Annotated in this window: 18 protein-coding genes, 2 pseudogenes and 1 riboswitch; of the genes and pseudogenes, 8 read left to right on the plus strand and 12 right to left on the minus strand. The window is 71.7% G+C overall.

Features of this window, described 5'->3' with window-relative positions; all coding sequences use genetic code 11:
- Positions 1-1,982 (minus strand): GNAT family N-acetyltransferase (locus tag SZN_RS03745; RefSeq protein ID WP_007491557.1); only part of this gene is annotated, 1,982 nt, incomplete at its 3' end.
- A 205-nt stretch (positions 1,983-2,187) separates the two neighbouring features.
- On the opposite strand from SZN_RS03745, the gene SZN_RS03750 reads away from it, so the two are divergent.
- Positions 2,188-2,469 carry an HPr family phosphocarrier protein gene (locus SZN_RS03750; protein ID WP_003973180.1) on the plus strand — a complete coding sequence of 94 codons (282 nt, stop codon included), beginning with the start codon at positions 2,188-2,190 and terminating at the stop codon, positions 2,467-2,469.
- A 249-nt stretch (positions 2,470-2,718) separates the two neighbouring features.
- On the opposite strand, the gene SZN_RS03755 is transcribed toward SZN_RS03750, so the two are convergent.
- The 4 genes from SZN_RS03755 to SZN_RS03770 all read right to left on the minus strand — a co-directional run bounded on the left by SZN_RS03755 (position 2,719) and on the right by SZN_RS03770 (position 7,535).
- Positions 2,719-3,414 (minus strand): GntR family transcriptional regulator, encoded by a 696-nt coding sequence (locus SZN_RS03755; protein WP_007491558.1) that lies wholly within the window; start codon positions 3,412-3,414, stop codon positions 2,719-2,721.
- Between the two features lie 190 nt (positions 3,415-3,604).
- A complete protein-coding gene (locus SZN_RS03760) occupies positions 3,605-4,393 on the minus strand; it encodes a M23 family metallopeptidase (RefSeq protein ID WP_007491559.1) in 789 nt (262 codons plus the stop codon).
- A 12-nt stretch (positions 4,394-4,405) separates the two neighbouring features.
- Positions 4,406-4,569: riboswitch (cyclic di-AMP (ydaO/yuaA leader) on the minus strand.
- Between the two features lie 213 nt (positions 4,570-4,782).
- Positions 4,783-6,171: a M16 family metallopeptidase gene (locus tag SZN_RS03765; RefSeq protein ID WP_007491561.1), complete on the minus strand. Its 1,389-nt coding sequence runs from the start codon at positions 6,169-6,171 to the stop codon at positions 4,783-4,785.
- A complete protein-coding gene (locus SZN_RS03770; RefSeq protein WP_007491563.1) occupies positions 6,168-7,535 on the minus strand; it encodes a M16 family metallopeptidase in 1,368 nt (455 codons plus the stop codon). The genes SZN_RS03765 and SZN_RS03770 overlap by 4 nt, the downstream gene beginning before the upstream one ends.
- 506 nt (positions 7,536-8,041) lie before the next feature.
- Here SZN_RS03770 and SZN_RS03775 point away from each other — a divergent pair.
- The gene (locus tag SZN_RS03775) at positions 8,042-10,498 is read left to right on the plus strand and encodes a DNA gyrase/topoisomerase IV subunit A (RefSeq protein ID WP_007491564.1); all 2,457 of its coding nucleotides are present in this window, start codon (positions 8,042-8,044) and stop codon (positions 10,496-10,498) included.
- Here the strand turns inward: SZN_RS03775 and SZN_RS03780 are convergent.
- Positions 10,495-11,220, minus strand: a pseudogene (locus tag SZN_RS03780) (CobW family GTP-binding protein); the annotation flags it as partial. The gene SZN_RS03775 and the pseudogene SZN_RS03780 sit on opposite strands and share 4 nt — an antisense overlap.
- A 208-nt stretch (positions 11,221-11,428) precedes the next feature.
- Between SZN_RS03780 and SZN_RS03785 the strand changes: the two are divergent.
- Positions 11,429-12,535: a hypothetical protein gene (locus SZN_RS03785; protein ID WP_007491566.1), complete on the plus strand. Its 1,107-nt coding sequence runs from the start codon at positions 11,429-11,431 to the stop codon at positions 12,533-12,535.
- A gap of 436 nt (positions 12,536-12,971) precedes the next feature.
- Here SZN_RS03785 and SZN_RS03790 read toward each other — a convergent pair whose 3' ends face one another.
- From SZN_RS03790 to SZN_RS03805, 4 genes and pseudogenes are all read right to left on the minus strand, one after another.
- The gene (locus SZN_RS03790) at positions 12,972-13,583 is read right to left on the minus strand and encodes a hypothetical protein (RefSeq protein ID WP_007491567.1); all 612 of its coding nucleotides are present in this window, start codon (positions 13,581-13,583) and stop codon (positions 12,972-12,974) included.
- A 47-nt stretch (positions 13,584-13,630) separates the two neighbouring features.
- A complete protein-coding gene (locus SZN_RS03795; RefSeq protein ID WP_244313281.1) occupies positions 13,631-15,883 on the minus strand; it encodes a tyrosine-type recombinase/integrase in 2,253 nt (750 codons plus the stop codon).
- 190 nt (positions 15,884-16,073) lie between these two features.
- The gene (locus SZN_RS03800; protein ID WP_007491569.1) at positions 16,074-17,123 is read right to left on the minus strand and encodes a tyrosine-type recombinase/integrase; all 1,050 of its coding nucleotides are present in this window, start codon (positions 17,121-17,123) and stop codon (positions 16,074-16,076) included.
- Positions 17,124-17,348: 225 nt separating this feature from the next.
- Positions 17,349-17,738, minus strand: a pseudogene (locus SZN_RS03805) (GTP-binding protein); the annotation flags it as partial.
- Between the two features lie 372 nt (positions 17,739-18,110).
- Between SZN_RS03805 and SZN_RS03810 the strand changes: the two are divergent.
- From SZN_RS03810 to SZN_RS03830, 5 genes are all read left to right on the plus strand, one after another.
- Entirely contained in the window at positions 18,111-18,608 is a 498-nt protein-coding gene (locus SZN_RS03810) for a DUF6082 family protein (protein ID WP_341865551.1), read from the plus strand.
- Between the two features lie 145 nt (positions 18,609-18,753).
- Positions 18,754-18,990, plus strand: coding sequence for a hypothetical protein (locus SZN_RS03815; protein ID WP_086021328.1), 237 nt, complete (start codon positions 18,754-18,756; stop codon positions 18,988-18,990).
- A gap of 236 nt (positions 18,991-19,226) precedes the next feature.
- Positions 19,227-20,168, plus strand: a complete 942-nt coding sequence (locus tag SZN_RS03820; RefSeq protein ID WP_007491575.1) for a sucrase ferredoxin — start codon at positions 19,227-19,229, stop codon at positions 20,166-20,168.
- 89 nt (positions 20,169-20,257) lie between these two features.
- Positions 20,258-21,934, plus strand: coding sequence for an ATP-binding protein (locus SZN_RS03825; protein ID WP_043727957.1), 1,677 nt, complete (start codon positions 20,258-20,260; stop codon positions 21,932-21,934).
- Positions 21,931-22,611, plus strand: coding sequence for a response regulator (locus SZN_RS03830; protein ID WP_007491578.1), 681 nt, complete (start codon positions 21,931-21,933; stop codon positions 22,609-22,611). The genes SZN_RS03825 and SZN_RS03830 overlap by 4 nt, the downstream gene beginning before the upstream one ends.
- Before the next feature lie 414 nt (positions 22,612-23,025).
- Here SZN_RS03830 and SZN_RS03835 read toward each other — a convergent pair whose 3' ends face one another.
- The gene (locus SZN_RS03835) at positions 23,026-24,618 is read right to left on the minus strand and encodes a solute symporter family protein (RefSeq protein ID WP_007491579.1); all 1,593 of its coding nucleotides are present in this window, start codon (positions 24,616-24,618) and stop codon (positions 23,026-23,028) included.
- Positions 24,615-25,076 (minus strand): DUF485 domain-containing protein, encoded by a 462-nt coding sequence (locus tag SZN_RS03840; protein WP_078508426.1) that lies wholly within the window; start codon positions 25,074-25,076, stop codon positions 24,615-24,617. The genes SZN_RS03835 and SZN_RS03840 overlap by 4 nt, the downstream gene beginning before the upstream one ends.
- Positions 25,077-25,309 lie beyond the last annotated feature (233 nt).

The raw sequence follows: 25,309 nt of genomic DNA on the forward strand, positions 1-25,309 counted from the left end.
GCGGTCGCGCGCGTCCCGGCGTCCCCGGCGGCGGACGGCGGCCGGTCGGGCTCCGGGGCGGTCGGGGGGATGCGGCGGGTGCCGGAGGAGGCGGTCGCGCCGGTCCGCGGCGCGGTGCTCACGGCGGCCGACAGCGCCTCGGCGAGCCCGCCCAGCTCCACGTGGACCACCAGGACCGGCTTGCCCGGCACCCGCTCGGCCGCCGAGCTGAGGGCCGCCGCGAGTTCGGCGTCGCCGGTCGCCGCGCCGCCGATCGCCGGTATCGCGGTGACGACGACCGCGTCGCAGGTGTCGTCGGCGAGGGCGCGGGAGAGCGCCTCGTGGAAGTCGGGCGCCGACGCACCGGTGGTCAGGTCCAGCGGCGGCAGCGGCCTGAGCCCCTCCGCGAGGCAGGCGTCGTACGTCAGGAGGCCCAGCGACTCGGAGTTGCCGAGGATCGCCACGCGCGGGCCGGCCGGCAGGGGCTGGCGGGCGAGCAGCAGACCGGCGTCGACCAGTTCGGTGATGGTGTCGACCCGGATGACGCCGGCCTGGCGCAGCAGCTCGGACACCGTGGCGTGGGGCAGCCGGGTGACCCGCACGGTGTGGCCCTGCGGGGCGGCGCCGCCGTGCCGGGCGCCCTGCACCACGACCAGGGGCTTGGCGGCGGCGGTGCGCCGGGCGAGGCGGGTGAACTTGCGCGGGTTGCCGATGGATTCGAGGTACATCAGGGCGACGTCGGTGTCCGGGTCGTCGTACCAGTACTGCAGGACGTCGTTGCCGGAGACGTCGGCCCGGTTGCCGGACGAGACGAAGGTGGACACCCCGGTGTCGCCGGTGACACCGCCGCCGCGGCGGTGCAGCCGGGACAGCAGCGCGATCCCGATGGCGCCGGACTGCGCGAACAGCCCGATCCGGCCGGGGCGGGGCATCTCGGGCGCGAGTGACGCGTTCAGCCGCACGCCGGCGGAGGTGTTGATGACGCCGAAGGCGTTCGGCCCGATGATGCGCATGCCGTACGTGCGCGCGCGGCGGACGAGTTCACGCTGGCGCTCCCTGCCGTCGGGGCCGCTCTCGGCGTACCCGGCGGACAGCACGACCAGGCCCTGCACGCCGTGTTCGCCGCACTCGGTGACCACCTCGGGGACGTGCTCGGCGGGTACGGCGACCACCACGAGGTCGACCTGCTCGCCGATGGCGCGCACCGAGCGGTGCGCGGGCACGCCGTCGATCTCCTCGAGATCGTCGGGGAAGGAGCGGTTCACGGCGTGGACCCGGCCGGTGAACCCGGCGTCCGCGATGTTGCCCAGGACGCCGCGGCCGACTCCGCCCGGGGTGCGGCCCACGCCGACGACGGCGACCGAGCCGGGCGTCAGCAGGCGTCGCACGGACCGCGCCTCGGCGCGCTGTTCGCGCGCGTGCTGCACGGCGAGCGAGCGGTCGGTGGGCTTCAGGCCGAACTCCAGGCGGACGACGCCGTCCTCGAAGCTGCGTTTCTGGGTGTACCCCGCGTCGGTGAACACCTTGATCATCTTGCTGTTGGCGGGCAGCACCTCGGCGGCGAAGCGGCGGATGCCGCGCTCGCGCGCGACCGCCCCGATGTGTTCGAGCAGGGCGGAGGCGACACCGCGGCCCTGATGGGCGTCCTGGACGAGGAAGGCGACCTCGGCCTCGTCGGCGGGGGCGGACGCGGGCGTCCCGTCGGCGCCGATCCGGTCGTAGCGTACGGTGGCGATGAACTCGCCGCCCACGGTGGCCGCGAGTCCCACCCGGTCCACGAAGTCGTGGTGCGTGAAGCGGTGGACGTCCTTCGCGGACAGGCGCGGGTAGGGCGCGAAGAAGCGGTAGTACTTCGACTCGTCCGACACCTGCTCGTAGAAGCTGACCAGGCGCTCGGCGTCATCGACGGTGATGGGGCGGATGTGTGCGGTGCCGCCGTCGCGCAGCACCACGTCGGCTTCCCAGTGGGCGGGGTACGCGTGCCGGTCCGAGGGGCTCTGCATGGGGCCCAGAGTACGGCTCGCGTACGACAGCGGCGCGGGGCAGTCTGTTCGGGACGTCACGCGGGGCCGGGTGGCCTGGGCCGCGGGCCCGCGGTCACCCGGGCGGGTGCGGACGTTCCGTTCCGGCGGGCTTCACACCTGTGGGAAACTGGTCTAGACAACCAAATCGGTCTAGACAACATTGAACACCGAAGGGCAGCATCACATGGCTGAGCGCCGCGTCAACGTCGGCTGGGCCGAGGGCCTCCACGCCCGCCCCGCCTCCATCTTCGTCCGAGCCGCCACGGCCACCGGTGTCCCGGTGACCATCGCCAAGGCCGACGGCAGTCCCGTCAACGCCGCTTCCATGCTGGCCGTGCTGGGCCTGGGCGCCCAGGGCGGCGAGGAGATCGTCCTCGCCTCCGACGCCGAGGGCGCGGAGGCCGCGCTGGAGCGTCTGGCCAAGCTGGTCGCCGAAGGGCTCGAGGAGCTTCCCGAGACCGTCTGAGGACTCCGGCGTCCGCGCCACCGGGCGTCCCCGACCGCCGGTGAGCGCGGCTCGTTCCGGACGCCGGCCGCCGCACCGAAGGGCCCGCCCGCATTACCGGGTGGGCCCTTCGGCTTTTCCGGCGGACAGCGGGAATTGTCCGGTTCCCGGCAGGAGGATCTGTTCGGCCGCGGACAGCGTTAATTATCCGGTTCCGGGCAGCGCGGAAAATCTCCCGCGAATTCCTTCTCTTTGTATACGGCGCTCGTGTTAATTGCGCAGGCTCGGCATGTTTACGGCATGTTGCGAATTCCTCACACGGTCCGCGCGGTCGCCGCCCGCGCCGAACCGCAGCCGGTGCGCGGACAGCGCCCGCTCGGTGTGCAGCGCGGTCAGCGCGCGGGCGCGTTCGGCGTCGCCGCGCGCCACCGCGTCCACGATCGCGCCGTGCTCGGTCCAGTACTCCAGCGGATGGGCGGGCGCCTCCACGGTGTACATCCAGGCGATCCGGTGGCGCAGCTGCGTCAGCGTCGAGGTGAGGGCGTGGCTCCCGGACGCCTGGGCCAGCGTCTCGTGGAACCAGGTGCCCAGGGAGCGCAGGTCGTCGCTGTTCCCCCGCCTGGCCCGCTCCTGGCCGAGCCTGACCAGGCCCCGCAGCACCTTCAGATGGGCCTCGGTGCGGCGCTGCGCGGCCCGCTGGGCGCCCAGCGGCTCCAGGAGCACGCGCATCTCCAGCAGGTCGGCGGCCTCCTGCTCGGTGGGTTCGGCGACGCACGCGCCCGCGTGCCGCCGCGTCACCACGAAGCCCTCCGCCTCCAGGGTGCGCAGGGCCTCCCGCACGGGGACGCGGGAGACTCCGTAGCGGCGGGCGAGGACTTCCTCGGTGAGCCGGCTGCCGCGCTCATGGACGCCGGCGACGATGTCGTCCCGGATCGCGGTGCACACCGACTGCGCCGGAACACGCATGACTCGACCTCCGCCTTAATCCCCGTGAAACGCCGACGAATGACGTGTGTTCAGTGACTCTATTGCAGACGGCGGGAATTTCCGACGGCGAGCAGGAATCCATGGGTATTTTTTGGCCGGCCGACGGTCCGGGAAAGACCGAAAAGCCCCGGCTCGGTGAGCCGGGGCCTTCGGGACGGACCGCTGCGGGTCAGAGGGCGACGCCGCGCGAGCGGAGGTAGCCCACGGGGTCGAGGTCGGAGCCGTACTCGGGCGTGGAGCGGGCCTCGAAGTGCAGGTGCGGGCCGGTGACGTTGCCGGTGGCGCCCGAGAGGCCGATCTGCCGGCCCGGGGTCACGGTCTGGCCCGCGGAGACGCTGAGCGAGGACATGTGGGCGTACTGGGTGTAGGTCCCGTCGTTCATCCTGATCACGACCTGGTTGCCGTACGCCCCGCCCCAGCCGGCCTGCACGACGGTGCCGGCGCCGACCGCGCGCACGGAGGTGCCGGTGGCGGCGGTGAAGTCGGCACCGGTGTGGCTGCCGGAGGACCAGAGGGAGCCGCCGGTGCCGTAGCTGGTGGAGAGGTTCGAACCGGCGACCGGGGCGACGAAGGACCCCAGGAGCCTGCGCTCGGCCTCGCGGGCGGCACGCTCCTCGGCCTCACGCTTCTCCTTGGCCTCCTCGGCGGCCTTCTTGCGGGCGGCCTCCTCGGCGGCCTTGCGCAGGGCCTCGGCCTCGTACGCGGACTGCTCCTGGGCGGCGGCCTGGGCGTCGATCTCGTCCGCGACGGTGCTGCCGACGGCGACGACCGGGATGAAGCCGGTCTGCTCGGGGGCGGCGGCGGGTTCCGCGGCGAGCGCGGGGGCGGCCAGGGTGCCGATGACACCGGTGGCGGTGATCGCGGCGACGCCCGCGGCGCGGGCGGTGGTGCGCTCGAACCGACCGGGCCGGCGGTGCTTGCCGGAAGTGCGGTTCTTCCCGGTGGCGCAGGTGGCCATGTAGAGGCTCGTCCTTTCCTTCCCTCTCGCCTACCGGGTTAGCTGACGGGTTCGGAGCAGGAAGGTCTCCTACGGACCCCCTCGCCGTGGCGCGGGCGTCCGATTCACCCCAGGGACACAGATGGGTCCCCGGCTCCCCTGGCTCGCGCCGTACGGGGACTCGGCGATGGCTGTCCGGTGCCGCGGGCGCGGCGCACTGCCTGACGGACAGCCCGGAAGACGCTAAACGGGACGTCTTTCCCTCCCCAAACCGATCGGGCTTTTTGTAGCGCATGCCACAGGGCAGACAGGTAACCTCTCCCCCAATTCGGGCATAAGGGAGCCCTGGTGGCGCGTACGTCACCAGGGCTCGCCCCGCGCGGGCCGCCGCCGGACGCGGCGGCCGTGCTCTACTCGGCCGCCACGACGGTCACTTCGCCGATGCCGAGGGCCTCCACGGGCCCGCGGATCTCGGCCGCGTCGCCGACGAGGACCGTCACCAGGCGGTCCACCGGGAAGGCGCTCACCGCCGCGGCGGTGGCCTCCACGGTGCCGGTGGCGGCGAGCCGCTGGTACAGCTCGGCCTGGAAGTCGTCCGGCAGATGCTGCTCGACCTGGTCGGCCAGCGTGCTCGCCACGGCGGCGGCGGTCTCGTACTTCAGCGGGGCCACGCCGACGAGGTTCTGCACGGCGAAGTCCCGCTCCGCGTCGGTCAGTCCCCCGGCGGCGACGCCCCGCAGGACCGTCCACAGGTCGTCCAGCGCGGGCCCGGTGTTCGGGGTGTCGACCGAGCCGCTGATGGCGAGCATCGCCGCGCCCGTGCCGTCCGGCGCGGACCGCATCACCTGCCCGAACGCCCGTACGCCGTAGGTGTAGCCCTTCTCCTCGCGCAGGACCTTGTCCAGCCGGGAGGTGAGGGTGCCGCCCAGGCAGTAGGTGCCGAGCACCTGCGCCGGCCAGACGCGGTCGTGCCGGTCGGGGCCGATCCGGCCGATCAGCAGCTGGGTCTGGACCGCGCCGGGGCGGTCCACGATGACGACGCGCCCGGTGTCGTCCGCGGTCACGGGCGGCACCGGCCGGGGCTCGGCCGGGGAGCCCGTCCAGGCTCCCAGGGTGTCGGCGAGCAGGGCGTCGAGGTCGACCCCGGTCAGGTCGCCGACGACCACGGCGGTGGAGGTCGCGGGACGCACATGCCGCTCGTAGAAGGCGCGTACGCCCGCCGCGTCGATGCCCTCGACCGTGTCCTCGGTGCCCTGGCGCGGCCGGGACATGCGCGAGGCCGCCGGGAACAGCTCCTTGGAGAGCTCCTTCGCCGCCCGGCGCGAGGGGTTGGCCAGCTCGTGCGGGATCTCGTCGAGGCGGTTGCGCACCAGGCGCTCCACCTCGGTGTCGGTGAACGCGGGCGCCCTGAGCGCGTCGGCGAGCAGCCCGAGCGCCTTCGGCAGCCGGGAGACCGGGACTTCGAGGCTGACGCGGACGCCGGGGTGGTCGGCGAAGGCGTCGAGGGTGGCTCCGCAGCGCTCCAGCTCGGCCGCGAACTCCTCGGCGGTGTGCTTGTCGGTTCCCTCGGACAGGGCGCGCGCCATGATGGTGGCGATGCCGTCCAGGCCCTTCGGCTCGGCGTCCAGGGGCGCGTCGAGGATCACCTCGACGGCGACGACGCGCTGGCCGGGGCGGTGGCAGCGCAGCACCGTCAGGCCGTTGCCCAGCCGGCCGCGCTCGGGCGCCGGGAACGCCCAGGGCCGGGCCTCGCCCGCCGGGGGCTGCGGGTGGAACTCCATGCTGGCGAGCTCGGTCACTGCGCCGACTCCTCGTTCTCGTCGGTGGCGGGGGCCTCGTCGGCCCCGTCGGACTCGCCTGCCTCGTCGGCGACCGGCTCGTACACGAGCACCGCGCGGTTGTCGGAGCGCAGGCGGGCCGCGGCGACGGCCTTGACCTCGTCGGCGGTGACCTCCAGGACGCGCTGCACCGCGGTGAACGCGAGCTGCGGGTCGCCGAACAGGACGGCGTAGCGGCACAGTTCGTCGGCGCGGCCGGCGCAGGTGCCGAGCCGGTCCAGCCACTCCCGCTCCAGCTGGGCCTGGGCGCGCTCCATCTCCTCGGCCGTGGGGCCCTCCGCGGCGAAGCGGGCGAGCTCCTCGTCGACGGCGGCCTCGATGACGGGCACCTCGACGTCGCCGGAGGTCTTCACGTCCAGCCAGCCGAGCGAGGGGGCGCCCGACAGCCGCAACAGGCCGAAGCCGGCCGCGACGGCCGTGCGGTCGCGCCGTACGAGCCGGTTGTACAGGCGGGAGGACTCGCCGCCGCCGAGGACGGTCAGCGCCAGGTCGGCGGCGTCGCACTCGCGCGTGCCATCCTGCGGGAGCCGGTAGGCGGCCATCATCGCGCGCGCCGGGACGTTCTCCTCGACGACCTCGCGCAGCTCCCGGCCGATCACCTCGGGCAGCGCGCCGTCGCGCGGCGCGGGCTTGCCGTCGTGGGAGGCGATGGAGCCGAAGTACTTCTCGACCCAGGCCAGCGTCTGCTCCGGGTCGATGTCGCCGACGATCGACAGCACGGCGTTGTTGGGCGCGTAGTACGTGCGGAAGAACGCGCGCGCGTCCTCCAGGCTCGCCGCGTCCAGGTCGGCCATGGACCCGATCGGCGTGTGGTGGTACGGGTGCCCGTCCGGGTACGACAGGGCGGTCAGCTTCTCGAAGGCGGTGCCGTAGGGGACGTTGTCGTAGCGCTGGCGGCGCTCGTTCTTCACGACGTCCCGCTGGTTCTCCAGGCCCTCCTCGTCGAGCGCCACCAGGAGGCTGCCCATGCGGTCGGCCTCCAGCCACAGCGCGAGCTCCAGCTGGTGGGCGGGCATGGTCTCGAAGTAGTTGGTGCGCTCGAAGCTGGTGGTGCCGTTCGGCGAGCCGCCCGCGCCCTGGACGAGCTCGAAGTGGCCCGTGCCCTGCACGCTGTTCGACCCCTGGAACATCAGGTGCTCGAAGAGGTGGGCGAGTCCGGTACGGCCCTTGACCTCGTGGCGGGAGCCGACGTCGTACCAGAGGCAGACCGCGGCGACCGGGGTGAGGTGGTCCTCGGAGAGCACCACGCGCAGGCCGTTGGCCAGGCGGTGCTCGGTCGCGGTGAGGCCGCCGGATTGTGCCTCCGGTGTGGCCGTGTGACCCATGGGCAAGGTGTCCTTCCGGTCGCGTGCGCTGCGTTGTGTCATGCGGTTCCTGCTCAGCTCCCGCCACTGTATGCAGCGTCCGAAGGGTCGGCGAAGTTCCCGGCCCGAACGCCGTGCCCGCAGCGCGCCGGACGCGGGCCGTCCGGCGTCGCGCGGGGACGTCCCGGCGCCCCGCGGGGCGGCACACCGCGTCGGCGCGGACCGCGCGCGGGCGTGGCCCCGCCGTCCGCGACCTGGCATGCTTCGCGTCGATCACTCCGGCGAGTGAACGGTCACGCGGCGCCGGCTTGCCGCCGTGCGGCGATTCACGCGCCGGGCCGGGCCGTTGGCGGCCCGGGGCTCCCCTCGGTCGCCGCCCGGCACCGGCGTCGGCGACACTGCTGGCACGCCGGACGGGAGCCCAACCTCGGGTCCTGGTCGGTGGTTGTCAGTGCCACGGTCCACAATGGTCCGCGTCAGACCCGTCAGACTCTCGCGCGACCAGCACACAGAAGGAGCCGGCAGCGATGGCCCGCCGCAGCACGAAGACCCCGCCGCCCGACGACGCGTACGAGGAGAAGATCCTCGACATCGACGTCGTCGACGAAATGCAGGGCTCCTTCCTCGAGTACGCGTACTCGGTCATCTACTCCCGCGCCCTGCCGGACGCCCGCGACGGCCTCAAGCCGGTGCACCGGCGCATCGTCTACCAGATGAACGAGATGGGCCTGCGCCCCGAACGCGGCTATGTGAAGTGCGCGCGCGTGGTCGGCGAGGTCATGGGCAAGCTGCACCCGCACGGCGACGCGTCGATCTACGACGCGCTCGTGCGCATGGCGCAGCCCTTCTCGATGCGCCTCCCGCTGGTCGACGGCCACGGCAACTTCGGCTCGCTGGGCAACGACGACCCGCCGGCCGCGATGCGGTACACCGAGTGCCGGCAGGCCGCGGCGACGAGCCTGATGACCGAGTCGATCGACGAGGACACGGTCGACTTCGCCCCCAACTACGACGGCCAGGAGCGGGAGCCGGTGGCGCTCCCCGCCGCCTTCCCCAACCTCCTGGTCAACGGCGCGTCCGGGATCGCCGTCGGCATGGCCACGAACATGCCGCCGCACAACCTGGCCGAGGTCGTCGCCGCCGCCCGCCATCTGATCCGCCATCCGAACGCGGATCTGGACACCCTGATGAAGTTCGTCCCGGGCCCCGACCTGCCCACCGGCGGCCGGGTCGTCGGCCTCTCCGGCATCCGGGACGCGTACGAGACGGGCCGCGGCACCTTCAAGATCCGCGCCACGGTCGAGATCGAGACCGTGACCGCCCGCCGCAAGGGCCTGGTCGTCACCGAGCTGCCGTTCGCGGTCGGCCCGGAGAAGGTCATCGCCAAGATCAAGGATCTGGTCGGCTCGAAGAAGCTCCAGGGCATCGCCGACGTCAAGGACCTCACCGACCGCGAGCACGGCCTGCGTCTGGTCATCGAGATCAAGAACGGCTTCGTGCCGGAGGCGGTCCTGGAGCAGCTGTACAAACTGACGCCGATGGAGGAGTCCTTCGGCATCAACAACGTCGCGCTGGTCGACGGCCAGCCGCTCACGCTGGGTCTCAAGGAGCTGCTGGAGGTCTATCTCGACCACCGCTTCGAGGTCGTCCGGCGCCGCAGCGAGTTCCGCCGCACCAAGCGGCGCGACCGCCTGCACCTGGTCGAGGGGCTGCTGACCGCGCTCGTCGACATCGACGAGGTCATCCGCCTGATCCGCTCCAGCGACAACTCCGCGCAGGCCAAGGAGCGCCTGATGGAGCACTTCTCGCTGAGCGAGGTGCAGACCCAGTACATCCTGGACACCCCGCTGCGCCGGCTCACCAGGTACGACCGGATCGAACTGGAGGCGGAGAAGGACCGGCTCAACGAGGAGATCGCCGAGCTGACCCGCATCCTCGACTCGGACGCGGAACTGCGCAAGCTGGTCTCCGCCGAACTGGCCTCGGTGGCGAAGAAGTTCGGCACCGAGCGGCGTACGGTCCTGCTGGAGGCGGCGGGCACCGCGGTCTCCGCCGTGCCGCTCCAGGTGGCCGACGACCCGTGCCGGGTGCTGGTGTCGTCGACGGGGCTGCTGGCCCGTACGGCCAACGGCGACCCGTTCGCGGAGGACGGCGACGCCAGGCGCTCCAAGCACGACGTGATCGTCTCGGCGGTGCCGGCCACGGCGCGGGGCGAGGTGGGCGCGGTGACCTCCCTGGGCCGGCTGCTGCGGATCAGCGTCGTGGACCTGCCGCAGCTGCCGGAGACGGCGGCGCGGCCGAACCTCGCGGGCGGCGCGCCGGTCTCGGAGTTCGTCTCCCTGGGCGACGGCGAGACCTTGGTCTGCCTGATCACGCTCGACGAGTCCTCGCCGGGGCTGGCCCTCGGCACGGAACAGGGCGTCGTCAAGCGCGTGGTGCCCGACTACCCGTCCAACAAGGAGGAGTTGGAGGTCATCACCCTCAAGGAGGGCGACCGGATCGTCGGCGGGGTCGAGCTGCGCACCGGCGAGGAGGACCTCGTCTTCATCACGGACGACGCGCAACTGCTGCGCTACCAGGCCGCGCAGGTCCGTCCGCAGGGCCGCCCGGCCAGCGGGATGGCGGGCGTGAAGCTCACGGAGGGCGCGAAGGTCATCTCCTTCACGGCCGTCGACCCGGCGGTGGACGCGGTGGTGTTCACGGTCGCGGGTTCGCGCGGCACGCTGGACGACTCGGTCCAGACGACGGCCAAGCTCACCCCGTTCGACCAGTACCCGCGCAAGGGCCGCGCCACGGGCGGTGTGCGCTGCCAGCGGTTCCTCAAGGGCGAGGACTGCCTGTCCCTGGCCTGGGCGGGCGCGGTCCCGGCGCGCGCCGCGCAGAAGAACGGCACACCGGTCGACCTGCCGGAGATGGACCCGCGCCGGGACGGCTCGGGAGTGTCGCTGGCGAAGACGGTCTCGGTGGTGGCGGGACCGGTCTAGGCCCGCGGATCCGGGGACGCCTTCTCCCGGGGCTCCTCCTCCCGGGGCTCCTCCTCCGGGTCGCGCACGTAGCGCAGTACGCCCCACATGCCGTGCTCGTCGGCGGTGTGCGGGGCGTCGCTCCGGCACGCCTCCAGTTCCTTGCGCAGGGTCGCGGCGTCGATGCCGGAGCCGATGAGGACGAGCCGGGTGACCGGGGCCTCGCCGCGCGGCCACGGCTCGGGGGTGAAGCGCAGGAAGCGGCCGACGGCGTGGACGCCGTAGCGGTTGCGGACGTCGTGCGCCCCGAAGCCGACGTGCCCCTTGATCCGGTACAGCCCCTCCGGCCGGGTGTCGAGGAAGGCCATCAACCGGCGCGGGTCGAGGGGTACTTCGGAGGTGAAGGAGAGGCTGTCGTAGCGGGCGTGCGGATGCTCGCCGTGCGCATCGGACCGGCCGGTCCCGTCGGGCGCGCGGAGGTCGTCGAAGGAGAGCTGTCCGACGCGCTCCGCGGCGGGCCGGCGGTCGAAGAGGAGGCCGGGGTCGATCCGGCCGTACCGGGCGGGCACGACGGCCGCGCTCCCGGCGAGCTGCCGGACCAGGCCGAGCACCCGTTCCCCGGCGTCCGTCCGGTCGAGCTTGTTGACCACGACCAGGTCGGCGAGGGCCAGATGCCGGTCGATCTCGGGGTGCCTGGCCCGGGTGTCGTCGAACTCGGCGGCGTCGACGACCTCGACCTTCTCTGCACCAACGCGGGCTGGCTTTGCAGCACACCGGGATTCGAACACCGAGTGAGTCGCCTGCCGTAGTCCGAGGCGCAGCCAGCACTTGATCGCGCTGCGTTGATCCTCCACGACAGTGGCTGGTGCCGTTCCCGCAGCGGATGAGAAATCATGTTGGCCGGCTGCCGGTGAGCTGCGAAGATGCGTCCGTTTCCCATCCGGAGGAAATTTGTTCGTTTTCGTGTGTGCGGGATGCGGGGCCGAGTTGACCATCCCGCTGTCCCAGGTCTCACTGCCGGTCCACGCACGTCAGCAGTACGGGAACGGGGCCCAGCTTCCGGTGCTCATGGAGTCAGGGACGTTTGCCGTGGACCCGGAACCCTGGGGAGGGCCGTGGCGGATGTGGGACGAGATTGATCCGGGCGAGGCTGAGGCACGCGGTATCTACGCTCCGGTCCACGCCCTGTCCGACGGCACGACCGGGGCGAATGTCATCGCGCCCGGTGATATCCGCGGAACCCGGCTGATTCCTGAGAAGCGTGGCGGTGCCTGCTGTGGCCTCGACGGGGCCGACGGGCCCAACATGGCCTGCGAGGCATGCGACCTCCCCGTGGCAACCAGGGTCGACGATTGCTCCCTCTGGCAGATGGTGCGACTCGGCTCAGACGTCGTGCACCGCGTCCCCGTCGACGGTATGCACGCCGCGCCGCTCTCCTGGGCGGAGCTGGCAGAGACGGGGGAGAAGACGCCCCCGTTCGAGCCGATCGCCACGTGGGGAGGACGGCTGGGGCCGAACCACTACTGGTCGTGGAGTCCGCAGTGGGAGGCGGCAGCCGGCCAGGCACTCGCCCACCTGCTCATCGCTTCCCAGGGGCAGCCGGTGGAGGTCCCGGGCGGCCTGACCGCGGACGTCTTCCAACGCGCGCTCGACGCCTTGCTGCCGGCAGGCACCCCGAAGCGGCGCGCCGTCCTGGCCGGACCGGGACAGCCCTCCCCGGACGCGGGCGTCGACATCCTCCTCATCCCCGTCCACCCCCAGACGGGCCGGACCTGGACCCCTGCCGACCCGACCGCACCGGCATACCTGGTGCCCCTGCCGCTGGGGGTGTGGCTGTGGCTGGCCTCTCCCGAACCGAACTTGCCGGTTCCCGCGTCGGGCCGCATAGCCCGAGATGTCCTCCGCGACTACCCGCCCCCGCTGCTCCCCAACCACCTGTTCCGTGCCGACCGGGGAACGTTCCAACACACCTTGGTCCGGCTACCAGCCGTACGCAGCCCATGGCTGCGCCCGATCCTTGAGACCCTCACGCAGAACACCTCGGCTGGCCTCTTCTGACCGTCCGGCATCGCACAGCACCAGACTCTCGTGCCTCCCAAAGTGGTCGACATCTGCTTCCCATCTCGTGCACAAAGTCAGCGGGCGTGAGAAGTCCGAAGGAGCGTGACCGCGCCGGATCAGTAACGGAATCGGGCGACTTCTCCCTCGATCCGAATCAGGAACTCCGTGATCGGGGCTGCGCCGCTGTCTGGAACGAGGGCAAGGTCTTGGGCGTAGATCGTCTCGTCTGCGGCCAGGCCGCATCCTCGTCACCACGGCGCCAGGCATCACGGGAAGCGGCGAACAGGGGAGCAAGCCCTTCCCAGGCTGGGCCGGGTTCGAAGCGACAGTCGGACCAGAACATGTCGCCGCTTTCGAGGGCCAAGGTTCCCACCAGCCGCTCACCCTGTCTGAGCTGCCAACTCCGCTCCGCCATGTTCCCCTCCCGCGGTCGTTACTGATCGTTCGACTCTATGCCGTGGGTGTGGTCGCAGGGTCGCTGAACCTCCAGGACGACTGCCGTCCCGGCCACGGATCGGTCCTCGTGCATGGTGATCACTTGGCCGGGCTCAAGATGCTGCCACTGCTGAGGGTCAAGGGGCGCGAGTCGCACCGAGGCTCGCCCGCCAGGTTCGAGGAAGGGCGTGCGCTCAACCCAGAGCACGGCGATGTTGAGGGCCGGTTCGCCGGTCGGGGTTCGGTTTCCGATGTCCCACATCGGTCGCAGGACGCCGGCGCCGGAGATGGGCGTCTGTCGTCTGGCCTCGGCGGCCGGGCGGAGGGTGAGGTCGGCCCGGATGATGCCGTTGCGCGTCTCGTAGCCGCGCCAGCGGCACCAGGCCGCACTCGTCTCCAGCCGCATCTGCTCGGCTGCGGTGGCCAGGGCTTCCCAGAAGCCGAGCGGAAGCGGCTGGACGTCTCCGAGCTCCTCCAGCAGCCCGAGAGCCACCTCCCACTCATCCTGGATGAGGTACTCCCAGACGTCGGCCACCGTGATGTCGTTCTCGGTGGCCATTTCCTCGGGGACGAGCAGGGAAGCGGCTTCCAGCAGCTTGGGAACATCCATGCGCCTGATTCTGACCCAGGCCGCGTTTCTGGTGTTCGCAGTGCTGCTTACCTCTCTGTGGCCTGGGGTTTCTGATGCGGGATCGGAGGCATTCCAAGGGAGACAGGATCGCTGCGCTGGAAACGGCGGGCCTGCTCGCGCTTGCTCCGCAAGAAGGTGAGCGTCAGATCGAGACCCTCGATCTCGCCTCGCCAGTCCTCTTCGACAGCTCGCCTACGGCGGGCGATGAGGTCCTCCTCCAACTCGTTGAGGCGGGGAAGCATCTTCGGGTTGATGCTGAGCATCGGGCAGCGGATGCAGGCGTGCTCGTGCGCGCACGGGGTGCCGTAGGGACGGCCACAGGAGCCGAGTTCCACGCGGCGCTTGTCGAAGTGCTCCTGGAAGTCCTCCCACTCGTCCCGGGTCGGCTCCCGGTACTCCTCCACTGGTCGCGTTCCTCGGCGTCGGGCGAGGAACTGGTGGTAGTGGCTGATGACGTCCTCGTCGAAGACCGCAACGTAGCCGCGGGTGGTGCGGATGTCGAGGTGCCCGAGCAGGGCGGCACCGATATGAATGGGCAGACCGTTGTTCACCAGCTCGGTCGCGAACAGACGTCGGAAGTCGTGCGGGGCGAAGTGCACGTTGGCGAACTCCGGGTGCGTGGCGGCCAGCTCATTGCACGCACGTCGCACGATGCGCCACACCGTCGTGCTGGACATGCCGCGCTGGCTGCTGCTGTGGACCGTCTGGAAGAGGTAGGGAAGCTCCTCGCTCCACACCTTCTCGTGCAGGTCGTATCGGGCGCAGACCGGGACGGTGCCGTGTTCCTCGCGGTGGCGGCGGATGACCTGGGCGATGACGTGGAACAGCTCGGCCGACATGGGGATGACGCGTTCACGGTCGCTCTTGGACGGGCTGATGACCAGGAGCGCGACGACCTCGCCGTTGGGGCGCTGGTACTGCCTGACGCTGAGGTGGCTCAGTTCGGTGAGTTCCTCGGCGCGCAGGCCGGCCAGCCGGAGTGTCTCCACGACGGCCCACTGCCAGAACGCGGCGTTCTCATCCTGGGAGACGCGTACGAGGTCGCCAGTGGTGCGGTTGACCACACGGACCGGGGGCCGGTTGTGGCGCTCGTTGCAAGACACCCGCAGCCATGTGGTGCCGTCGTGCACGAACTCTTCGCCGGGGTTCACGCTCTGCGCAGCCTTGAGCAGCTCTCTGCGCTGGTGCCAGGTGTCGTTGACGTGCTGGGAGAGGATCGGCAGCAGCGGCTGGCGGACTCGCGTGCGGTTGGCGATCCGTTCGTTCAGGCGGCGCCGGCGCAGCTGGAAGTGGCGCAGGTCGGCATCCCGGACCGGGCAGGGCGCGACCCATTTCGCCCACCGCTCGGGCTCGGCGACGGACCAGGTGTGCAGGTCGAGGTAGAGGGACCGGACCGCCAGCAGCGGGCCGTCCATGTCCAGGCGCGGCTTGCCGCCGGGCAGGACCAGCAGCTTCTCCTTCCACTGTGTGAAGGTCTCCTCCGACAGCCGCAGGTCAACCTGCTCAGGATTGATCTCCTCGATCACCTTCCAGAACGTCTTGACCAGGCGGGTGATCAGGTGCCGCAGGGTCGAGTAGTCCAGCTCGGCGGAGCGGCGGCGTACGTACTCCACCAACAGGTCTCGCACCTCGCGGTTGCGCAGCTGATGGCGGTCTACGGCTTCCTCGATCGACAACTGCCCCCGGGTGACAGCAGCCCGCAGAGTTCGCGGAGCGGAGCGCGGAAACTGCCCCATCTCGTGCAACACCGGCCAAGCCAGTGTTCCGGAGAAGGTGCCCGATTCGGCATCTTCCCCGGCCAGAGCATGGGCTCGGCATTCGACGGCGTAGTGCAGCAGGGCCTCGGGCGTGAGCCCGTCCAGGTCGATCCCGAAGACCGTCAACGCGTAGCAGACGTCGGACTTCGCCCGGCCACGACGGGAGGAGCCGACGGGCAGCTGATCAACCCGCTCGCAGAACTCCTCCAGCCACGGATCATTCGCGATGCTGGGGAACCACGGGGTGTAGCGGGTGAAGGTGTTGGAGCGCAGGCCCAGCAGCGTGGGTCGGATCAACCGCATGGCGAAGCAACGGCCCGCCGCCGCGCTCAGCCGACGACTCAGGGCACGGTCGTCTCCTGCGACCCGGCCGACGGGAATGCCCGCATCATGGCCGGCCGCTTCCCAGCGCTCCTGCCAGGTATCTCCGGGAAATCCGGTCAGGTAGCCGAGGAACTCCTGCATTTCCTGACGTGCTCGCCACGTCTTGGAACCGGCAGGCAGGAAGTGTCCGATGACCACTTCGGTGATCTCCTCCACCGAGGCCGTCGCGAAGTCCCCAAGCGAGCGAGGCGGCCGCATCGGCCGTGGCGGAGGGGCGGGAATGATGGCAGTAGGCGCGAAGTTTCCGGTCGACACCCGGCCTTCGGCACTCTCATGACGGCGGACCCGATTGGTCGTCGGGCCTGCAAGCCGCAGGCTGTCGCCGACTTTAGCGCCCGGCACCGAACACCGCCTCGATGTCGCTCGCCTCGTATCGCTGCGGCCACGTGGTCGCCTGGACCGGCCGTGCGTAGTGCTCTGCGAGCTTGTCCACCAGGTCATCCAGCCCGACCACGGTGTAAAGCGCCGTGGTGCTGATATGGGCATGTCGCAGGATCGTCTGCACCTCCACCAGCGTCAACTCCGGGTCGCGGGCGAGTCGGGTCGCGGCGGTGTGCCGCAGGTCGTGCAGCGTCCAGTTCGCCCCGATCGCTTCGTCCGCGCGCTGGATGATGCGGCGGGCCGCCCAGTAGGTCAGCGGTCTCGGCTGGCCGCGGCGGGTGCGCCAGAGTGGCATGCCGTCGGGTGGGAGTCCGGCCTCCTCCAGGTAGGCGGCGAGGTGGGCGAGGGCCTCGGGCGATACCGGGACCGGTTGTCGGGCCCGGCTGCCTTTGGAGATCACCCACAACTGGCCCTTGGTCCAGTCGACGTCTCCGAGTTCGACCCCGAGCAGTTCGGATGCTCGGGCGCCAGACGAGACGTAGCAGGACAGCAATGCCCGGTCCCGTGCGCACTTCATCTGAGTGAACAGTTCGTCCCACTGGTGATCGGGCAGTGCCCGCGGTTGCCGGGCAGGCACCTTCGGCCGCAGCCGACCGCGCCGGTACGCGGCGCGAGCCTCGATCGGCGACAGGTGCGCGAGCGCAGCACGGCGTGCCCTGTTCTCAGGCACCGGGTTCACCACCGGACCCCGGCCGAAGTGCAGGTGAAAGGCGTAGAACCCATGAACTGCCGACAGGTTGTGAGCGATGGTCACCGGCGCGTACCCGGCCCGAAGAGTCGGCTTGCCCGTCTTCGGGTTCACCGTCCCGGCCCGGTGGCCACCGGCGCGGCGCTGGCGCTGTGGGTTGCGGGCCGAACGGAGCCAGCCCACCAACGCGGCGGTCTCCGCCTCGGTGGCCTGTTCCCAGCCCACATCCAGTGCCCAGAGCACCCGGTACCAGCGCAGCAGGTCAAAGCCGTAGCTGCGGCATGTCAGCGGGCTGGCATCGCCCAGCATCCGGTCCCGAAGGTAACTGCTGACCGGCTCGATCTCCCGACCAGCAGCATCCACCACCCGCCACGGCAGCGAAGGCGACTCGCCTTCTACCACCGCCCCCATCCGGGGCAGCCGTACCCGGCCGTCAATCAGATCTCGATGAATCGAAGGAGCTTCATGCACCCCCGCATGCTCGTGAACCAAGGTCACGGAGTCGAGCCGTGGCCTGAGCTAGTGCAGTCAACTGACCAGGCCCCCGTACACGATGCCGGGGTGCTCGCTGGCGAGCAGCATCCGGACGAGTTCCCGGGGTTCGGCGAGCCCGCTGGCCTCGATGACGATGACGTCGATGCCCGCGGAGGGCCTGGCGAGCCGTTCGAGGTACACGTCCAGCTCGCTCGCGTCCACGGCGCAGCACAGGCAGCCGTTCCCGAGCGAGACGGTGGAGTCCCCGAGCGCGCCCGCGACGGCCATGGCGTCGATCTCGATGGTGCCGCAGTCGTTCACGAGGGCACCGATGCGGGTGCCCTTGCTGCGCCGCAGGAGGTGGTTGAGCAGGGTCGTCTTGCCGGAACCGAGGAATCCGGCGAGCACGACGACGGGAATCCGCTGCGGACCGGGGGGTGGCTGACTCACCGTGCGACCTCTCTCACGCCGACGGGTGCACCGGCTCACGGCCCGGCGCACCCCACGAGGAACGAATGCCGAACCAGGATACGAGCGGTCAGAATCACCGTGCAGTGAACGATTGTTAGCAGTGCGGGACGGGCAGACGTTGGGCATGGCGCCGGAGTGTGCGACCCTCGCTTCCCTCCGTGCGCCTCCTCTCCGCCTCCCCGCCGATCAGAGCCGCTCGGCACCCTGGGGAGACGGCAAGCGCCGCCCACACGCCGGTCCCCTCCAGTCGACCCGCATCCCGACGACCGGCGGACGGCCGCCTGATCGGGGGTTGACATGAGCACACAGAGAAACGGTGCGGGGAGGTTGGGCTCAGCCGCGGTCGGCCTGATGCTCGTCACCGCAGGCATGACACTGGCGGCGCGCCAACGGCGCCTCGAAGCGGAACGGCTGGAGTTGAGGCGTCTGGAGCTGGCGGAGCGCGCCTCCCGGCGCAGAGCCCTCGCGCACCAGCAGCGGATGCACTGGGAACTGCTGTCCAGGGCGATCGACAACCCGGCCCTGGCCGCCGTGATCGACACCTACGACCCGGGCATTCCCGCGGAGAGGCGGCGCCAGTACTTCTACGCCAACGCCTGGTACATCAACCTGTATCACCTGCACCGGACGGGGATCCTCAACCAGGAGGAGTTCTACGGACACGCGCGCGAACTGTTCCAGAACGCACTGATGCGCGAGTACTGGGAGGCTTCGAAGGGGCAGCGGGCGACGTTGAAGGACTCGTCCGACGAAGCGCGCGTCGGCCGCCTGGTCGACGGACTGATCAAGGATCTGGACGAGGCCGACACGGACGAGTGGTGGGTGGTGGGGAATCCACCGACCACGTGACGGGCCGACCCGGGCGATGACTTGGGCCAATTCGGGAGGAAGGGTCAACGCGGCGACACGAGTCGCCTCACTATGCCCTCATGCCCCGGGAATCCCGGTTAACGTGCTGCCGACCACGAACCACTTCGTTAGGATCGGAAGCACCTTGAAGATCGTGCGCCGCATCGGTGTGCCTCCAAGTGCCCGGGGCAGTGCCTCGGGAGCGAACTGCCCGGACGTGTTCGAGCTGAGCGACGGCAATTTCGCCGTCATCGGCACCGAGGCCACCGAGGCGCTTGAGTCGGAACTGCCCGCCGACGCCGCCCGCGCGGACTACGAGCGCATCGTCATCGTCAGCCGGGAGACCCTCATCCGCGCCAAGGCGGACATTCCCGACGCCTGAGCCCCCGCACGAGCACGCGTCCACCCCGACCCGTCCCGTGAAGCTTCACCCGGCCGCGCGCACCCACGGAGCGAGTCGGAAACCCCGCGAGCACGTCGGCACCCCGTCCCTGCTCGACCGTACCGATGAGGCCTGGCGCCAGAACGGCACCAGGCCACACGCATGTCTCCGGCCCGCAACGCACGCACCGGCCCCTCAGGAAGTCAGCCGCGCCAACTCAGGTTAGGCTCACCTCTGTGAGTACGTGCTCAACCGTCTCGCTGGACCTCGACGAGCCCGTCGCGGGGACCGCTGCGACCGCTGCGACCTGGCTGCTGCTGGAGCAGCCCGGCCCCTGGGGTGCCAAGGCGCTCACCCAGAGCCACCTGGACCCCGCCCTGGGCCGCGCCCTGGAGGCGGCCGCCGAGGGCACCGGCGTGCGGATCGCCCTCATCCGCAGGCCCGGCCGCCACGCCGACTGCGACCGGAGCGCGCCACGCCGGGTGTACGCGGCGCACACCACCCCGGGCAGCGTATGGCTGCGCACCGCCACCACCCGCGACCCCGGTGAACTGCTCGGCCTGGACCTCGCCGCCCTCGGCAGGGGCGAGCACCACGGCTTCGACACGCTGCTCCGCGGCCGGCCCCACACCGGCGCCCCCCTCGCCCTGGTCTGCACCAACGGCCGCCGCGACCGCTGCTGCGCGCTCCTGGGCCGCCCGCTGGCCGCCGAGCTGGCCGCCTCCGGTGTGGAGGGCGTCTGGGAGGTCACCCATCTCGGCGGGCACCGCTTCTCGCCGACACTGCTCGTGCTGCCGTACGGCTACGCCTACGGCCGGGCGCACGCCCCCGCCGTCAAGGAGGTCCTGCACGGCGTCCAGGAGGGCCGCATCGTCGTCGAGGGGTGCCGCGGGAACTCCGCGTGGGAGCGGCCGGGCCAGGCGGCCGAGCTGGCGGTGCGCCGGGCCGTCGGCGAGGACGCCGCGCAGGCGCTGAGCGTCGTACGCACCGAGGGGTCCGCTCCCCGCTGGGAGGTGACCGTCGCCCACGTGGACGGACGGCACTGGCGGGTCGGCGTGGCCCAGGGCGCCTCCCTGCCGGCCCGCCCCGAGAGCTGCGGTTCCGGACTCGGCACCCCGGCGCGGATGGACGTGGTCGAGGTGCGCGCCCTCGCGGTGGCCGCCGCCCTCGCCGGCTGACCGGCGCGGCGGCCGGTTCCGCGACGATCAGGAGATCCGCGCCACATCCCCCTACGGCACCCGCCGCCGCGCCACGTACCGTCATGGGTATGAGCCCCACTCCCCCCGTCCGTCGTCTGCGGCTGGGTCTGCCCCGGCGGATGTTCTCGCAGGTGCTGCTGATGCAGGTGGCGATCGCCGCGGGGGTCGCGGTGCTCGCGACCGGACTCTTCCTCGCCCCGCTCAGCGACCAGCTGGACGACCAGGCCATGCGCCGCGCGCTGTCGATCGCCCAGACCACCGCCGCGCAGCCGCAGATCGCGCGGGACCTGGCACGCACGCCCGCGACGGCCGACGGTCCGGTCCAGCGGGAGGCGGAGCGGATCCGCGCGGCCACGAAGGCCGAGTACATCGTCGTGATGGACCGGCGCGGGGTGCGCTGGTCGCACACCACCGCGAGCCAGATCGGCCGGCTCGTCTCGACCGACCCGGGCCGGGCCCTGGCCGGCCACGAAGTCATGCAGATCGACAGCGGAACCCTGGGCCGCACCGCGCGCGGCAAGGTGCCGTTGCGCGACGACAGCGGCCGGATCGTCGGCGCGGTCTCGGTGGGGATCGCCTACGACAGTGTGCGCGCGCGTCTGCTGCAGGCCATACCGGGGCTGCTCGCGTACGCGGGCGGCGCCCTCGCGGTGGGTGCGCTGGCCGCCTGGCTGATCTCCCGCCGCGTCCACCGCCAGACCCGCGACCTGGCCTTCTCCGACATCTCGGCGCTGCTCGCCGAGCGCGAGGCGATGCTGCACGGCATCCGGGAGGGCGTCGTCGCCCTGGACCGCGCGGGCCGTATCCGCCTGCTCAACGACGAGGCCCGCCGGCTGCTGGGCCTCGGCGACGAGGCCGAGGGCCGCTCCCTCGACGAGGCGCTGGGCACGGGCCGTACGGCCGACGTGCTCGCCGGCCGGGTCACCGGCACCGATCTGCTCACCGTGCGGGGCCAGCGGGTCCTGGTCGCCAACCGGATGCCCACCGACGACGGCGGTGCCGTCGCCACCCTGCGGGACCGCACCGAGCTGGAGCAGCTGGGCCGGGAGCTGGACTCCACCCGGGGGCTGATCGACGCGCTGCGCGCCCAGGACCATGAGCACGCCAACCGCATGCACACGCTCCTCGGGCTGCTGGAGCTGGAGATGTACGACGACGCCGTCGACTTCGTCGGCGAGGTGGTCGGCGATCACCGGGCCACCGCCGAACAGGTGGCCGAGCGGATCAGGGATCCGCTGCTCGCCGCCGTGCTGGTGGGTAAGGCGACCGTGGCGGCAGAGCGCGGGGTGGCGCTGCGGCTGTCGGACCGTACGGGGCTGCCGGACCGGCTGATCGATCCGCGCGGGCTCGTCACGATCGTGGGGAACCTGGTGGACAACGCCCTGGACGCCGTCGCCGGCACGCCCCACGCGCGCGTGGAGGTGGAGCTGCGCGCCGAGGGGCGCAGCGCGACCCTCAGGGTGCGCGACACCGGGCCGGGAATCCCGGCGGAGCAGCGGGAGTTGATCTTCACCGACGGCTGGTCGACCAAGCAGCGGCCCGCCCATCGCGAGCGCGGGATCGGGCTCTCGCTCGTACGCAGGCTGGCCGAGCGGCAGGGCGGCAGCGCGACGGCGGGCGCGGCGGACGGCGGGGGCGCGGAGTTCGTCGTCGTGCTGCCCGAGGCGCTGACGGAGACCGATCTGGAACCGGCCCTGACGGTGCCGGCACAGCCGTACGACGCCGCCGAGGAGGAGTCGCGATGATCGAGGTGCTGGTCGTGGACGACGACACGCGCGTGGCGCGGGTCAACGCCGCCTACGTCGAGAAGGTGCCGGGCTTCCATGTGGCCGGTGAGGCGCACAGCGCGGCCGAGGCGCTGCGCCGGCTGGAGGAGCTGCCCCGGCTCGACCTGGTGCTCATGGACCACTACCTGCCCGACGACACGGGTCTCGCGGTGGTCCAGGAGATGCGCAGGCGCGGCCATCAGGCCGACGTGATCATGGTGACGGCGGCGCGGGACGTGTCGACCGTGCAGGCGGCGATGCGGCAGGGGGCGTTGCAGTACCTGGTGAAGCCGTTCGCCTTCGCGGGGCTGCGCGCCAAGCTGGAAGCGTACGCCGAGCTGCGCCGCACGCTCGACGGCGGGGGTGAGGCGGAACAGGCCGAGGTGGACCGGATCTTCGGCGCGCTGTCGGCGTCCTCGGAGCCGGACCTGCCCAAGGGGCACTCCCCCACCACGGCCGAACTGGTCCGCCGCTCGCTGATCAGCGCCGACGGACCGCTGTCGGCCCAGGAGATCGCCGAGCGCACGGGAGTGAGCCGCCAGACCGCCCAGCGCTATCTCAAGCTCCTGGAGCGCACGGGACGGGCCCGGCTGACCCTCAAGTACGGGGACGCGGGCCGCCCGGAACACCGTTACGTGTGGGCGACCCGCGCCTGAGGCACGGCCCGTGGGGGCGGGGGAAGGAACCGTGCCCCCTGTGGATACGGACGGGGGCCGCCGATCCGTCAGCCGGCCGGGCACGAGTGTGCGCCGTCCCGCCGCCGCGGGCCGTGCCCTGGCCGACTTCTTCCGTCTTGAGGACAACAAGGGTCGTCGAACACCGGGACGTCAGACGCGCGGCGCGTCACCGCGCACCGGCCTTCCGTACGACTCGCCGCGGGCTGGTGCTGCGGCCGGGAAGGTCGGCCGGAGGCCCGCGGCGTCCGGCGCGGTGCCTCGCGAGACGGAGCGTCACCCGCGCCTCGGACGTACGCGGGTGACGCGACCACAGCGCGTGAGGCACCCTGCCCGCAGAGCTACGGGTGAACCGGGCCGGGCGCCTTGAGCCGGCGAACCTGCCCGGTCACCGCATCAGACGGCACCCGCGCCCGTCAGGGACCGGACCTCCGTCTCCGCGTGCTTGGCCTCGTCGGGGGCCTCGGAGGAGGTGACCGCGCCGAGCCAGCCCGCGGCGAACCCGAGCGGGATGGACACGAGGCCGGGGTTGTCGAGGGGGAAGTACTGGAAGTCGACGCCGGGGAAGAGCGACCCGGGCTCCCCGGACACGACGGGCGAGAGCACGACCAGGACGACGGCCGGGATCAGCCCGCCGTAGACGGACCAGACGGCGCCGCGCGTGGTGAAGTCCCGCCAGAACAGGGAGTAGAGCAGCACCGGCAGGTTTGCGGAGGCCGCGACGGCGAAGGCGAGGCCGACCAGGAAGGCGACGTTCAGGTCGCGGGCGAGCAGTCCGAGGGCGATCGCGAGCGCGCCGATGCCGACCGCGGCGACCCGGGCGACGGCGACCTCGCTGCGCGGCCGGGACCGCTTGCGCCGCAGGGAGGCGTACAGGTCGTGGGCCACGGAGGCGGAGGACGCGAGCGTGATCCCGGCGACCACGGCGAGGATCGTGGCGAAGGCGATCGCGGCCACGACGGCGAACAGCACGGTGCCGCCGGTGGAGCCCGCACCGCCGCCGAGGTCGAGGGCGAGCAGCGGTACGGCGGTGTTGCCGGCCGGATTCGAGCCGCGCACGGTCTCGCTGCCGACGATCGCGGCGGCGCCGAAGCCCAGCACCATGGTCATCAGGTAGAAGCTTCCGATGAGCCCGATCGCCCAGACCACCGAGCGCCGGGCCGCGCGGGCGGTGGGGACGGTGTAGAAGCGGGAGAGGATGTGCGGCAGCCCGGCGGTGCCCAGGACCAGTGCGAGACCCAGGCTGACGAAGTCGAAGCGGGAGGTCCAGTCACCGCCGTACTTCAGGCCCGGGGCGAGGAACGCGGCGCCCTCGCCGCTGCGTTCGGCTGCCGTGAGCAGCAGTTGGTCGAGGTCGCCCCGGAAGCGCACCAGGACGAGGACCGTCAACGCGACGGTGCCGCCGAGCAGCAGGACGGATTTGACGATCTGGATCCAGGTGGTCGCCCGCATCCCTCCCATGGAGACGTAGACCACCATGAGCGCGCCGACGCCGATCACGGTCCATGCCTGCGCCGCCCCGCCCTTGCCCCCGAGGAGCAGTCCGACCAGCGTGCCCGCGCCCACCATCTGCGCCACCAGGTACATCACGGACACGGTGACCGAGGACGTGCCCAGGGCGATCCGCACGGGTCGCTCGCGCATCCGGGCCGCGACCACGTCGGCCAGGGTGAACCGGCCGCAGTTGCGGACGAGTTCGGCGACGAGGAAGAGCACCACCAGCCAGGCGACCAGGAATCCCACCGAGTAGAGCAGGCCGTCGTAGCCGAAGAGGGCGATGAGCCCGGAGATGCCGAGGAAGGAGGCGGCCGACATGTAGTCGCCCGCGATGGCAAAACCATTCTCCATGGGTGAGAAGAGCCGCCCGCCGACGTAGAACTCCTCCGCCGAGCCGCGCCGGTTGCGGCCCACCCAGGTCGTGATGCCCAGAGTGACGGCGACGAACACGCTGAACAGCAGCAGCGCCAGGGTCCGGTGGTCCTCGGTCACGCGGCACCGCCCCGCGTGGCGCGCGTCAACTCCTGGGTGTCCCAGCGGATGTCGAGTGCCGCGCGGTCGCGGCGCAGCCGGGCGTGCCGGGCGTAGGCCCAGGTGAGCAGGAACGTGGTGAGGAACTGCCCGAGTCCCGCGAGCATCGCGACGTTCACGGCACCCGCCACGGGCCGGGCCATCAGTCCCGGGGCGGTCGTGGCGGTCACGACGTAGGCGACGTACCAGGTCAGGAACCCGGCGACGGCCGGCACCACGAACCGCCGGTAGCGGCGGCGCACCTCCTGGAACGCCACGCTGCGCTGCACCTCCAGGTACACGTCGGCCGCGGCCCGCGGCGCCGCGTCGGGAGCGTCCGCGACCTCCGACTCCCCCCAGCCGGCGGCGAGCGCGTCGTACCAGGGATCGTCGTACCGCACGTTTCTGGCGTCGTGTGGACGACCGTCGCTTGAGTACATGCTCAAGCATGGGCAGAACGCCGCTGCCGCCGACTCCGCTTCTCCGGACGCTTCACCCCATCAGGTGATTTACCCGCCGAAGCCGCATCGGGGACAGGTGTCGTCCAGGCATGGTGCGGGCCCCTCAGGCGCCCGCGCGCGAGCGCCGCCGGGGACGCGCGCCGGGCCGAGCGACGCGGGCGGTACGGCGAGCGCCGTCGGCGGGCCGCCGGAGACGCGCGCGGGGCCCGGAG

Source organism: Streptomyces zinciresistens K42, assembly GCF_000225525.1.
Lineage (GTDB): Bacteria > Actinomycetota > Actinomycetes > Streptomycetales > Streptomycetaceae > Streptomyces > Streptomyces zinciresistens.

Bases quoted from the DNA above. Each gene is read 5' to 3' on its own strand.
- SZN_RS03750 (WP_003973180.1), top strand. From the start codon at position 2,188: ATGGCTGAGCGCCGCGTCAACGTCGGCTGGGCCGAGGGCCTCCACGCC.
- SZN_RS03755 (WP_007491558.1), bottom strand. From the start codon at position 3,414: ATGCGTGTTCCGGCGCAGTCGGTGTGCACCGCGATCCGGGACGACATC.
- SZN_RS03760 (WP_007491559.1), bottom strand. From the start codon at position 4,393: ATGGCCACCTGCGCCACCGGGAAGAACCGCACTTCCGGCAAGCACCGC.
- SZN_RS03770 (WP_007491563.1), bottom strand. From the start codon at position 7,535: ATGGGTCACACGGCCACACCGGAGGCACAATCCGGCGGCCTCACCGCG.
- SZN_RS03775 (WP_007491564.1), top strand. From the start codon at position 8,042: ATGGCCCGCCGCAGCACGAAGACCCCGCCGCCCGACGACGCGTACGAG.
- SZN_RS03790 (WP_007491567.1), bottom strand. From the start codon at position 13,583: ATGGATGTTCCCAAGCTGCTGGAAGCCGCTTCCCTGCTCGTCCCCGAG.
- SZN_RS03800 (WP_007491569.1), bottom strand. From the start codon at position 17,123: ATGCTGGGCGATGCCAGCCCGCTGACATGCCGCAGCTACGGCTTTGAC.
- SZN_RS03810 (WP_341865551.1), top strand. From the start codon at position 18,111: ATGCTCGTCACCGCAGGCATGACACTGGCGGCGCGCCAACGGCGCCTC.
- SZN_RS03825 (WP_043727957.1), top strand. From the start codon at position 20,258: ATGAGCCCCACTCCCCCCGTCCGTCGTCTGCGGCTGGGTCTGCCCCGG.
- SZN_RS03830 (WP_007491578.1), top strand. From the start codon at position 21,931: ATGATCGAGGTGCTGGTCGTGGACGACGACACGCGCGTGGCGCGGGTC.
- SZN_RS03840 (WP_078508426.1), bottom strand. From the start codon at position 25,076: ATGTACTCAAGCGACGGTCGTCCACACGACGCCAGAAACGTGCGGTAC.